We start from the raw sequence: 11,941 nt of genomic DNA, 5'->3' as shown, positions 1-11,941 counted from the left end.
AAATCTTGATACATCTTTTACTTTATTGTATATTTGCACTTTAGTTATAATACGAAAAAAGTATGTTTGATAATTTAAGCGATAAATTAGACAAAGCCTTTCATATATTAAAAGGTCACGGAAAAATTACAGAAGTCAATGTAGCCGAAACCTTAAAAGAAGTGCGTCGTGCCTTATTAGATGCCGATGTTAATTTTAAGATTGCCAAAGATTTTACCAATCGCGTAAAAGAAAAAGCCATTGGTCAGGATGTATTGACGACCTTGCAACCGGGACAATTAATGGTTAAAATCGTTAAAGACGAATTAATCGAATTAATGGGTGGAGATGTTGCCGGAATCAATCTTTCAGGAAATCCGTCTGTTATTTTAATGTCGGGTTTACAAGGTTCGGGTAAAACCACTTTTTCCGGAAAATTAGCGAACTTCTTAAAAACAAAAAAGAATAAAAAACCATTATTAGTTGCTTGTGATATCTACCGTCCGGCGGCTATTAACCAGTTGCACGTGGTGGGAGATCAGATTGGTGTAGAGGTATATTCTGAACCTGAAAACAAAAACGCTGTTTCTATTGCAACCAACGCCATTGAACATGCTAAGAAAAACGGTTTCAACGTGGTCATTGTCGATACAGCCGGTCGTTTGGCGATTGACGAGGAAATGATGAACGAGATTGCAAACGTTCACGCTGCCATTAAACCACACGAAACGTTGTTTGTTGTAGATTCTATGACTGGGCAAGATGCTGTAAATACGGCAAAAGCGTTCAATGACCGATTGAATTTTGACGGAGTTGTTCTTACAAAATTAGATGGTGATACGCGTGGTGGAGCTGCGATTTCTATTAAATCTATCGTAAACAAGCCAATTAAGTTTATCGGTACGGGCGAGAAAATGGATGCAATTGATGTGTTCTACCCCGATCGTATGGCAGACCGTATTTTGGGTATGGGTGACGTAATCTCTTTAGTAGAGCGTGCACAGGAACAATATGATGAAGAAGAAGCCCGAAAGATCCAAAAGAAAATTGCCAAAAACGAATTCGGTTTTGACGATTTCCTAAGTCAGATCCAGCAAGTGAAAAAAATGGGATCGATGAAAGACCTCGTAGGAATGATTCCCGGTGTGGGTAAAGCGTTGAAAGATGTTGAAATAGAAGACGATGCTTTTAAACACATCGAAGCGATCATTCATTCAATGACACCTGCCGAGCGTAAAAAACCGTCGCTTTTAGATGTAAAACGCAAACAACGCATTGCCAAAGGTTCCGGAACCGATGTACAACAAGTAAATCAATTGTTGAAACAGTTTGACCAAATGGGTAAAATGATGAAGATGATGCAAGGTGCTCAAGGCAAAAACCTGATGCGAATGATGGGGCAGATGAAAGGTATGGGAATGAAATAATTTTTTCGAAAATTTTAAAAATCTAAATAAATCCTGCAAGGTTTCCAATAACTTTGTAGGTTTTTTAAATTCATACAAAACAACTACAAACAACAACACACATGCAATTATTAGACGGTAAAAAAGTATCGGAAGAAATTAAAAATGAAATTGCTGCCGAAGTAGCTCAAATTAAGGCACGCGGAGAAAAAGTTCCGCATTTAGCAGCGGTTTTAGTGGGTAGCAACGGAGCAAGTTTAACTTATGTAGGCAGTAAAGTAAAAACCTGCGAAAAAATTGGTTTTGATTCCACGTTGGTTTCCTTGCCCGAAGAAACAACAGAAGAAGAGTTATTAGCAAAAATAAATGAATTGAACAATAACGACGCCATCGACGGATTCATCGTTCAGTTGCCATTGCCAAAACACATTGATGAGCAAAAGGTTTTAAACGCCGTTGATCCCGATAAAGATGTAGATGGTTTTCACCCGGAAAACTTCGGTCGTATGGCGTTAGAGTTGGAGTCTTTTATTCCGGCAACGCCTTTTGGTATTTTACAGTTGTTAGAACGTAACAAAATCGAAACCAAAGGTAAAAATGTGGTAGTTATTGGTAGATCAAACATTGTTGGTAAACCAATGAGTTTATTGATGAGCCGTAAAGCCTATCCGGGAAATGCAACCGTAACTTTAACACACTCGGCTACACAAAACATTGAAGCCATTACCCGCGAAGCCGATATTGTAATTACTGCTTTGGGGGTTCCTGAATTTTTAAAAGCCGATATGGTTAAAGCCGGAGCGGTTATTGTCGATGTGGGTATTACACGTGTTGCTGACGAAACCAACCCGAAAGGTTACGTAATTAAAGGAGATGTAGCTTTTGATGAGGTTGCACAAAAAGCATCGTGGATTACTCCGGTACCGGGTGGTGTAGGTCCTATGACCATTGCAATGCTTATGAAAAATACGTTGATTGCCAGAGAACGCAGAGCAAAGAAAATAAAATAATTTTTGATAATAGAAACCATCTCGAAAGAGGTGGTTTTTTTGTTTGAAGAATATAATACAGTCTTTTTAGTAAACGACAAAAATTAAACATCTGTTTGTTTCAGACAAGACCTAACAGGTTTTTAAAACCTGTTAGGTCTGAAAATCAGTAAATTATTTTTTATAATGTTTTTTGTCGTGTACCAAATTAAAAGAATTATATTTATTGTATAAAAATCTTTTTATATGCGAAACCTTTTGGTATTGACAATAATTCTTTTGATAAATTTCAGTTGTAATTATCCTAAAAAAGATTCAGAAAATTTTGTATTAGATTATAATTCGCAAAGACTGGAAAAAACAGGTGAAGTTCTTTATTCAAAATTTTGTATAGCGTGTCACGGTTCTAAAGCAGCAAACGACAATTTTTTTGTAGGAAATATTAAAAATGATAAATACGAATTATCTTTTTTAATAGATTATATCAATCATCAAGACAGCCTACTTCAACATAAAAACCAATTGACTGTCAAAATAAAAGAAGAATACAGTAACATTGTTATTTACATAGGTTTAATCTAACAGAGCAAGAGGTAAAAGCAATTGTATATTATCTAAAAAACTAAAACCATCTCATTTGCGAGATGGTTTTTTTGTAAGTACTTTTAAGCAAAAAATAATCATGTATTCTGATATTAGCAAACAGCAGCAAAACATTTTATCTAAGTTAAAACAAACAGCAGTTTGGTTAAGTTGGTCAAGAATTATTTTGCTGGCAGCAGCAATTTATCTTTTTTATTTAATGATGTACCAACGCAACGAATCATTAGGTTGGTGGGCGTTTGGTTTGTTAGTGGTTTTTATTGTCGCAGTGAATGCATATCTCAAATTGCAGGGAAAAATAAAATATCATACTACTTTAAAAAAGATCAATGATGATGAAACAGCTTTTTTAGCAGGTACAAAAACATTTGATGAAGGTGCGGAGTTTCAAAACCCGCAACACGCTTATTCGTATGATTTGGATTTATTCGGTAAAAACTCCATTTTTCAGTTTCTTAACCGCACCGGAACATCTTTAGGGAAAAAGCAGTTAGCCAAGGATTTGCAAAGTATTCCTTCTCAGGAAATCATCAAAAACAAACAAGAAGCTATAAAAGAATTAACCGGAATGATTGGTTTTCGTCAGCATTTTCAAACATTAGCACAATTGGCAGGAACCACAGAACAAGAAGATGCGGCAATTAAAAACTGGACATCGTCTGCAATAGACAAACCCAACAAACTATTTTTGCTACTGGCAGTTGTCATTCCCGTTTTGTTCATTGGCTCGTTAGCCGCACTGATTTTCGATTGGCATCCGCTGGCGTCAAAATTAACCATGTTTTTCTTCTCGATGAACTTGTTAATGGCAGGATTAATGATGCAATATATTTCTAAAGAAATAGGAAAAAGTGATAAAATAGCCAACAGTTTACAGCAATATGCTAAAATGATTCAGGTGTTTGAAGCTACTGTTTTTCAATCAAAGGGATTAATCGAAATTCAGAGCAGATTGGAAACAAATAATCAAAGTGCAACAAAAATTGTAAATCAGCTGGCAAATTTGTTTGAAAAATTGAACACAGTTGCCAATCTGTTTATTTTTATTGCGTTTAACGGAACGTTTCAATACCATTTTTGGGTACATAAAAAAGTAGTGGAATGGAAAGTGAAAAACCAAAAATATTTATGGGATTGGATTCAAATCATCGGGGAAATAGAATCGTTAAACAGTTTGGCGAATTTTGCTTACAATAATCCGGAATATCAATATCCGGTACTCAATCATCAAGCAAAAATATCGTTCAATGATCTGGGACATCCGTTGATTTCAAAAGAAAAACGCGTTCGCAATTCCATAGACTTTTCACAAAAACATTTTGCGATACTTACGGGCAGTAATATGAGCGGTAAAAGTACGTTTTTACGTACTGTGGGTATTAATTTGGTTTTAAGTTATGCCGGCACACCGATTGATTGTACCCAGGCATCGGTTGATCCGTTGCCGTTATGGGTATCTATGCGGTTGACTGATTCGCTTTCTGATAGCGAATCGTTCTTTTTCGCAGAAGTAAAACGATTAAAGCAGATTGTCACCGAAGCGGAAAATCAATCCGTTTTTGTTTTGTTAGACGAAATTTTAAAAGGAACCAACTCCGACGATAAAAAGACGGGAACTATTGGTGTTATTGAAAAGTTACATCAGTTAAAAGCAATGGGAATGATCGCTACCCATGATTTAGAAGTGTGCCAAACCACCGCTCGTTACCCTGAAACAATGATAAATAAACGTTTTGAAGTGGAAATAATTAACAATGAGCTCCATTTTGATTATTTGCTGAAAGACGGCATCTGCCAAAATAAAAACGCTACATTCATCATGAAAAAAATGGAGATTATTTAAAATGAAGATCACACATATATCAAAAAATAATATCGAGGCGAATAGTTGGGATGGGGGTAAAACCTATGAATATTTTATTTATCCGCCTGGATCGAATTATTCAGAACGAAATTTTTTGTTTCGGATAAGTGCGGCGTCTATTGAAAAAGAACCATCATATTTTACCAGATTTGAAAATTTCAACCGTTTTTTGGTGATGTTAGATAATGATTTGAACATTCAAAGAAATAGGGTAGAAGAACATTATTCCAAACAAGAAATTTTTAAATTCGATTCTAACGATGAAATAATTTCTTATTCTAAAGGCAGCGATTTTAATTTAATGGTGCATCAAAGTATTAAAGATGTAAAGGTGTTTTTACTGAACGGCACCATGAATCAGCGGGATTCTTTTCAGTTTTTATTTGCAAAAGAAGAAGCCTTAGTAAAAGTAAATCAACAGGAAATCTTGTTAAAAGCAAATGATTTATTAGTCATTGAAAATACAGAGGAAGAAGAGATTCAGATTCATTCAGACACAACGATTATTGCTGGGAGTTTAACCTAAAAAAATAGCCGGACCTAAAGCCCGGCTATTTCATTTTTGAGTGGTTTTTCTTTTTTGTGTTTTCTTTTTTGTGTTTTCTTTTTTGTGTTTTCTTTTTTGTGTTTTATTTTTTGTGTTTTATTTTTTGATCAATTTATAAGATGCCTGAGCACCGTCGTTTGTAATTACTGTAACAAAATATAAACCGTTAGCAGCTGTTTGTAAATTAATTTGTCTGTTAGAAGTTGATAAAACTTTTTGTCCTAAAGAATTATAAACGTCAATTTGTTTAACATCTAACTCTGTTTCTACATTAAAAATCCCTGTAGTTGGGTTAGGATAAACAGTTACTTTACTTGTATCAAATTTAGGAGCACTGGCAGTAGCAGATTTCCATTCAACATTGTCTATCGTAACGCCTTGATGTACCCCTGTATAAGTAAATTTAAAAGCAATATATTTATGTCCCGCATTTGCAGGAATCGCAGTAGTAGTGTATGTACCACCGTTAGGGGTAGGAGTTGTTATAGCTGAAAATGTGGTATAATCAGTATTATCGCTCATGGTACCTATTTCAAGGTTCTCATTATTATTTGGAGTTGCCGTTGTTAAAACGTACTCTAATAAATGGTTTCCATCAATTGTTGATAATTCTGGAGAAATTAAATATATAACTCCACCAGAAGTTGGAGCACCCCCGCTGTAAAGTGTAGCACCATCATTTCCCATAAAGTAAACAGTCGCATTACTTGTCCAGCATGAAGGTAAAGCTGTTATACCATCAAAGGTTTCGTTAATAGTTGCAACAGCACTACACTGACTATTTGCATTAAAAGAAACTAACCCGATAGCTAATAAGCATACAGATGTTAAGCGTTTTTTGTTGAAGTAAAAGTTATTCATAATTAGATTATTTTAAATTAACGGAACAAATTTATTTATATTAAATCTAAATAAAAAATAAAAATTGAAAAAAAATTAGTTTTTATTTTTTTGTGCATCAGCTTGTATTTTTTACATCAAAAAATTATAAAAGAAGCTGGTAAAAAGACAGCTTCTCTTATAATTGATTTTTTGGGGAGGTTATTTTTTAATTAATTTATAAGATGCCTGAGCACCGTCGTTTGTAATTACTGTAACAAAATATAAACCGTTAGCAGCTGTTTGTAAATTAATTTGTCTGTTAGAAGTTGTTAAAACTTTTTTCCCTAAAGAGTTGTAAACGTCAATTTGTTTAACATCTAACTCTGTTTCTACATTAAAAATTCCTGTAGTTGGGTTAGGATAAACAACAACTTTGCTTGTATCAAATTTAGGAGCACTGGCAGTTGTTGTCCATTTAATGTTGTCAATAGACACTGCTTGGTGTTGTCCGTTAGATGTGAATTTAATAGCAACATATTTATGACCTGTATTTGCCGGAATATAAGCTGATGAATGTGTACCTACTGAAGGGTTGAAAGAGGTTCCAACAGGGACAAATGTTGAAAAATCAGTATTATCTGTCATTGTACCCACTTCGATATCTGATGAAGTTGCATTTGTTGAAACAATATCAAATTCTAATAAATGATTTCCGTCAATAGTTGATAATTCCGGAGTAACAAGATAGATAGGATCGTTTGCACTCATAAAACTATATAAACTAATGAACTGATTTCCCGAAGCATCATCATCTAAATCAGCCATAGGAGCAGTTTTGTTAGATGTCCAACAATTTTCAGGGAATGCAGTAAAGGTTTCAAAATCTTCGTCAATAGTTGTAACAGCATTGCACGAAGGGTTAGACGAAGTATTAACTGTAATGGTTATTTCTCCATAAACTGACGTATCTGCAACAGAAGTAGCACGAATAGTTACTGTTCCATCTGCAATTGCGGTAACTAAACCAGTATTATCAACCGATGCAAAACTGTTTCCTGATTGCACAGACCAAGTAACATTTTGGTTCGCTGTAGAAGGCAAAACAGCAGCTTCTAACTGCAAAGTTCCATTGATTGTTGTAATTGTTGCAGGGATATTATTTAATGTGTTAACCACAACTGAATTAGTGTTTTGAATTGTTTTATAAATACAACGAACAGCATGTCCCTGACCTCTCATTGCACCAGCAGCAGGATTTGCCATAGAGCTTCCTATATAAAAATATTTTGCTCCTGTAGATGATGTTGTTGAACTCCAAAAATAACCTCTTTGATCAACAAAAGTATAGTTTCCTGTTGAAGAACTTCTGTATCCGGAAGCTGGTAATTTTAAATTACTAGCAAAAGCAGAGGTAGGGTTATTAATGCTTTCTGTACTTTGAATACTTGTCCAATCACTTTGAGTAGGCATTTTCCAACCTGCACCAATCGCTTTACATGGGTCACATCCGTCAGTAGAAGAAATAGTAGAAGGAGATGTTGCTGACCAGGTATCTGTTAAGGTACCGCCGTCCCACCAATCAGTACTTGATCCAATGATAAACGAATTATTTGTAGAAGTTAGACCCGTAGGATCATTTGGACTTGGGACTGAAGTTGTTGTTGCAATTCTTTTTTCATGTCCATCATTCCAACGTCCCCATTGATAAACATCTCCGTAACTTAAAGTATCAGCCATTGATGTTGCTACTTGTGAACTTCCTAAATTTTGTTGAAGCCAAATGTTTCCATCAGCTCCTCTAACGGTAGTTAAAGTAGTAGAAACCCCATCGTATGTAAATGTTACGCAACCGGTATCTCCTGCATTTGGTCCCGGATTAGTACATGCTGTTTGAGGAATCGGTTCCCAAGAAGCATCGTCCCAATAAAATCCAGCCCATGATGTGCCTGGGTTACGAATAGCCAGTCTCGCATTTGAGGGTACTGTTGTAGGTACTGTAAGAATTCTTTCGGCTGTAGGGTCGGTATAAGAACTATTTGTTACATTAATGGTTTGTATTATTACAAATGTAGAAGCATTAGTAATATCTGTAATGTAACCGAAATCTAAATCGCCAGGTCCAGAATTTGCTCGTAGTTTAAATCTGAATTGATGCGTTCCTGCATTGATATTATTCACTTCAGGCATAACAACGATGGACTGTAAATTGGTACCATATCCAAATTGATATATGTTGTTTGTACCTGATGCCGGACTTGTAGTTGAAATTATTTGGTTTGCACCTGTTGCTGTACTGATACTGTTCCAACAATCCGGAACCACTCCCATATTGCAGCAAGTTAAGCTGGGAGCATCAAAGTCTTCATAAAAACTACTAACTGCCGTACAAGGCGTTGGAGTATTAACTACCACATTGATTTCATCATACTGTGTTGGATCTAAAACAGAAGTTGCCCGAATAGTTGCTGTGCCGTTTGCAATAGCGGTAACCAAACCTGTATTGTCAACCGATGCAAAAGTAGTTCCCGATTGTACAGTCCAAGTAACATTTTGGCTAACAGTAGAAGGTAAAACAGCAGCTTCTAACTGCAAAGTTCCGTTGGCAGTTGTAATTGTTGCAGGAACATTGTTTTGAGTAGTTACAGTTACAGATTGTACAGAAGATGTGGCAGATTCCCATATTATATTATCTAATAATATTGCACTAATATTACCCCCAGGATTTAATTTTATTGCAATATAGTCATGCCCTGCTGTCGCAGGAATTGCAATGGAAGTATAGGTTTGATAGGTAGTTGTAAGAGCTATGGGACTACCTACAGGTGAAAAATTAGCGACACTTGTCTGGCTGTCTAAGGTGCCTATCTCCAGCGTAGAACCTGCACCCAAGCTACTCAATAATCTAGCATCAAATTTTAAATGATAGTTTCCGTTTATTGTGCTTAATGCAGGAGATATAAGATAACGTCCTCCCGGTTGATTAACATTCCCCATTATTACAGCTACATTATTAGGAGTAGAGGTTCCATCGTCCATAATATAAGCAGAACCTGAAACAGTGCTTGGATCTTTTACAAATCCCCAACAATTCATTGGAAAAAATGCGGTTCCCACAGGAAAAGAAGAAAAATCTTCATTAAGTGTCGCAACTGGCGTGCAGGTTTGACTGTTTGCATTAAAAGAAAGCAAACCGGTTAGTAATAAACAAAAAACAGAAAACAGTTTTTTGTTTAGGTAAAATTTATACATGATTAGTAAAAGTTAAAAAATTGATTTGGCAAAATTATTTGTATTAAGTCTAAATAAAAAAATAAAAGCAAATAAATTTTTATTATTTCTCTTTGTTATTTAATTTTTTCAAATAACTTTGTTTTTCAAAGTGAAAATATATGGATCAAAAAGTTTCTGACGATTTAGCACATATCCGTTCAATGATGGAACGATCATCACGGTTTATTTCATTAAGCGGATTATCCGGAGTAGGGGCAGGTATTGTTGGTTTGGTAACTGGCTTGATTGCTATGTACTTTACTAATGGTAAAATTCAATATGTAAGAAGTAATCATATACAACCCTATGAAAGTTATATGGTGAAATTTCTAATTTTATTAGGTATATCAGCTTTATTATTGGCAATTTCCTTCGGTTGCTTTTTTACCATTCGTAAAAGTAAAAAACTGGGTTTACAAATTTGGACAGCTACAACCAAAAAAATTTTAGTTCAATTGGCTGTACCTTTAATGGTTGGGGGTATTTTTGTTTTAGCATTGTTACAGTATAATTTATATGGATTGATTTCCGGTGCAACATTAATTTTCTACGGATTGGCTTTGGTTAATGCAGAAAAATATACCTATTCGGATATTAAATATTTAGGATTTCTTGAAATTATTTTGGGTGTTCTTTCTTTATTTTTTATTGGAAAAGGCTTGTTGTTCTGGACAATTGGCTTTGGAGTTTTACATATAATTTATGGTGTTATTTTATACCGAAAATATCAGTAAATGAGTATTATCAGCGGTTTAAATAAAGAATTTGAAAGTAGGGTACGGTTAGGAATGATGTCGGTTCTTATGGTAAACGACTGGGTGGACTTTACCGAAATGAAAAACCTTTTGCAGGTTACCGATGGTAATCTGGCAAGTCATTCTTCTGCATTGGAAAAAAATAATTATATCGAAGTAAAGAAAGAATTTGTCGGCAAAAAACCACGAACATCATATAAAATTACAACCATGGGAAAAAAAGCTTTTCAAGAACATTTAGCGTTTTTAGAAAAAATGATGAAACAGTAAACTTAAAATTTTTTATCAATAAACTTTGAAATTCAAAGTTCTTTTAATTTAATAATTATGAAAAAACAATTTTTAATTTTTATCAGCACCGTTTTGTTCGCCGTCTTGTTTTATAATCAGGAAGTAGGCGTAAACCTTTCCATTTTTGCTTTAATCTTGTTAGGGTTCAATTTTTCTCAAAAGCCCGATCTTTTAAAAGATAAAAAAGCATTGATTTTAGCTTCGTGTGTGGTTTTAAGTAGTTTGTCAAATGCTTGGTTGTTTACTTTTACAACGTTTATCTCGGTTATAATTTCGTCGTTTGTGTTTAGATATTATTCGGTTAATCCTAAACTAAAATTACTTTCGCAAGCGTTCATAAATGCATCGAATTGGTTTGCGGCTGTTGTTCAGATCTTCCAAGTTGATGATTGGTTTCAGTACGATAAATCAAAACCTCAAAATACGTTTTCGAAAATCTTTTCGTATTTTATTCTTCCTTTTTTAATTTTATCGGTCTTTTTTGGAATTTATGTAGCTTCCAGTGATACGTTAAGCAATTGGTACCATCGATATGAGTTGGATATCAATAGTGTTATTTTAATTTTGGTTTCCGTTTTAGGATTCTATTTTAGTTTTGTGTTTTGGAATGCAAAGATTTACAACGCTTTTAAAGTTTTAGATCGAAGTTTGCGTTTAGATTTTACAAATCAGGATAAAAAACAGATAAAACCAACTTTCGAATTTTTAGAAATCGATTTTGAAAAACGAAGTGGCATCATCACATTAATTTGTTTAAATAGTATGTTATTTGCTTTCATCATTATTTTTAATGTAGAACATTTTCAAACCACTTCACAACAGTTTTCCGCATACAGTTCCCGAATTCACAATCAAATCAATTCGCTTATCGGATCTATTGTTCTGGCAATGATGGTTATTTTATTCTATTTTAAAGGAGCTTTAAACTTCATTCAAAACAATAAAATACTTCTTCTTCTATCAAAAATTTGGTTAGGTTTAAATGGATTTTTAGTTATTTCGGCAGCAATTCAAAATTCGGTTTATATCGACGCTTTGGGATTGACTTATAAACGTTTGGGAGTTTATTTATTTTTGATTTTATGTATAGTGGGATTGTTTTATTCGTATCAAAAAATAAATCTGCAAAAAACGAATTTCTATTTGATTGATAAAATGACCTGGGCTGTATTTTATTCTTTAATTGGTTGTTCGCTGCTTAATTGGGGAAGTATTGTTACGCGTTATAATTTACAGAAAGAAACAGTTGATTGGAACTATTTAGTTTATAATTTGTCGGGAAATGAAAAAGATCTGATAAATTATTATAAGGAAAAGAATGTTGCAATTCCCGAAGATATTTTAAATAGATTAGAATATTTTGATGAGTTACCGTTATTATCGAAACAGTTGTATTACAATAATTTTTAAAACAA

10 protein-coding genes are annotated in these 11,941 nt (G+C 34.1%); 8 read left to right on the top strand and 2 right to left on the bottom strand.

All coding sequences use genetic code 11. From position 1 onward, the window contains the following. Positions 1-62 precede the first annotated feature (62 nt). The 5 genes from ffh (at position 63) to BLW20_RS00450 (ending at position 5,367) form a co-directional block, all read left to right on the top strand. Entirely contained in the window at positions 63-1,406 is a 1,344-nt protein-coding gene (ffh, locus tag BLW20_RS00470; RefSeq protein WP_091095209.1) for a signal recognition particle protein, read from the top strand. 101 nt (positions 1,407-1,507) lie between these two features. After that, complete coding sequence (locus tag BLW20_RS00465; RefSeq protein WP_091095207.1) at positions 1,508-2,395, top strand: bifunctional 5,10-methylenetetrahydrofolate dehydrogenase/5,10-methenyltetrahydrofolate cyclohydrolase; 888 nt, start codon at positions 1,508-1,510, stop codon at positions 2,393-2,395. A gap of 225 nt (positions 2,396-2,620) precedes the next feature. Continuing rightward, the gene (locus BLW20_RS00460; RefSeq protein ID WP_091095205.1) at positions 2,621-2,956 is read left to right on the top strand and encodes a cytochrome c; all 336 of its coding nucleotides are present in this window, start codon (positions 2,621-2,623) and stop codon (positions 2,954-2,956) included. Positions 2,957-3,056: 100 nt separating this feature from the next. Then, positions 3,057-4,820 (top strand): MutS-related protein, encoded by a 1,764-nt coding sequence (locus BLW20_RS00455; RefSeq protein ID WP_091095203.1) that lies wholly within the window; start codon positions 3,057-3,059, stop codon positions 4,818-4,820. A 1-nt stretch (position 4,821) separates the two neighbouring features. Further along, complete coding sequence (locus BLW20_RS00450) at positions 4,822-5,367, top strand: HutD family protein (RefSeq protein WP_091095201.1); 546 nt, start codon at positions 4,822-4,824, stop codon at positions 5,365-5,367. Between the two features lie 117 nt (positions 5,368-5,484). On the opposite strand, the gene BLW20_RS00445 is transcribed toward BLW20_RS00450, so the two are convergent. Continuing rightward, on the bottom strand, positions 5,485-6,249 hold the full coding sequence (locus tag BLW20_RS00445; protein ID WP_091095199.1) for a T9SS-dependent choice-of-anchor J family protein: 765 nt from the start codon (positions 6,247-6,249) through the stop codon (positions 5,485-5,487). A gap of 180 nt (positions 6,250-6,429) precedes the next feature. After that, positions 6,430-9,459: an Ig-like domain-containing protein gene (locus tag BLW20_RS00440; RefSeq protein WP_091095197.1), complete on the bottom strand. Its 3,030-nt coding sequence runs from the start codon at positions 9,457-9,459 to the stop codon at positions 6,430-6,432. 140 nt (positions 9,460-9,599) lie between these two features. Here BLW20_RS00440 and BLW20_RS00435 point away from each other — a divergent pair, with 140 nt between their 5' ends. From BLW20_RS00435 to BLW20_RS00425, 3 genes are read left to right on the top strand one after another with little or no spacing between them, the layout of a single operon-like run. Continuing rightward, positions 9,600-10,214 (top strand): hypothetical protein, encoded by a 615-nt coding sequence (locus BLW20_RS00435; protein WP_091095194.1) that lies wholly within the window; start codon positions 9,600-9,602, stop codon positions 10,212-10,214. After that, positions 10,215-10,505, top strand: coding sequence for a winged helix-turn-helix domain-containing protein (locus tag BLW20_RS00430; RefSeq protein ID WP_091095192.1), 291 nt, complete (start codon positions 10,215-10,217; stop codon positions 10,503-10,505). A gap of 57 nt (positions 10,506-10,562) precedes the next feature. Further along, a complete protein-coding gene (locus BLW20_RS00425) occupies positions 10,563-11,936 on the top strand; it encodes a DUF4153 domain-containing protein (protein ID WP_091095190.1) in 1,374 nt (457 codons plus the stop codon). Positions 11,937-11,941: the final 5 nt, after the last annotated feature.

Origin of the sequence: Paenimyroides marinum, from assembly GCF_900108395.1 — a bacterium.
In the GTDB taxonomy this organism is placed as follows: domain Bacteria; phylum Bacteroidota; class Bacteroidia; order Flavobacteriales; family Flavobacteriaceae; genus Flavobacterium; species Flavobacterium marinum.
The sequence above is the reverse complement of the archived record's forward strand: the minus strand, read 5'-3'. Positions and strand labels throughout refer to the sequence as shown.

Excerpts from the sequence above, each read along its gene's own strand:
- BLW20_RS00445 (WP_091095199.1), bottom strand. The coding sequence starts at position 6,249 with ATGAATAACTTTTACTTCAACAAAAAACGCTTAACATCTGTATGCTTA.
- BLW20_RS00440 (WP_091095197.1), bottom strand. The coding sequence starts at position 9,459 with ATGTATAAATTTTACCTAAACAAAAAACTGTTTTCTGTTTTTTGTTTA.
- BLW20_RS00425 (WP_091095190.1), top strand. The coding sequence starts at position 10,563 with ATGAAAAAACAATTTTTAATTTTTATCAGCACCGTTTTGTTCGCCGTC.
- BLW20_RS00465 (WP_091095207.1), top strand. The coding sequence starts at position 1,508 with ATGCAATTATTAGACGGTAAAAAAGTATCGGAAGAAATTAAAAATGAA.
- BLW20_RS00430 (WP_091095192.1), top strand. The coding sequence starts at position 10,215 with ATGAGTATTATCAGCGGTTTAAATAAAGAATTTGAAAGTAGGGTACGG.
- BLW20_RS00455 (WP_091095203.1), top strand. The coding sequence starts at position 3,057 with ATGTATTCTGATATTAGCAAACAGCAGCAAAACATTTTATCTAAGTTA.
- BLW20_RS00450 (WP_091095201.1), top strand. The coding sequence starts at position 4,822 with ATGAAGATCACACATATATCAAAAAATAATATCGAGGCGAATAGTTGG.
- BLW20_RS00435 (WP_091095194.1), top strand. The coding sequence starts at position 9,600 with ATGGATCAAAAAGTTTCTGACGATTTAGCACATATCCGTTCAATGATG.
- BLW20_RS00460 (WP_091095205.1), top strand. The coding sequence starts at position 2,621 with ATGCGAAACCTTTTGGTATTGACAATAATTCTTTTGATAAATTTCAGT.
- ffh (WP_091095209.1), top strand. The coding sequence starts at position 63 with ATGTTTGATAATTTAAGCGATAAATTAGACAAAGCCTTTCATATATTA.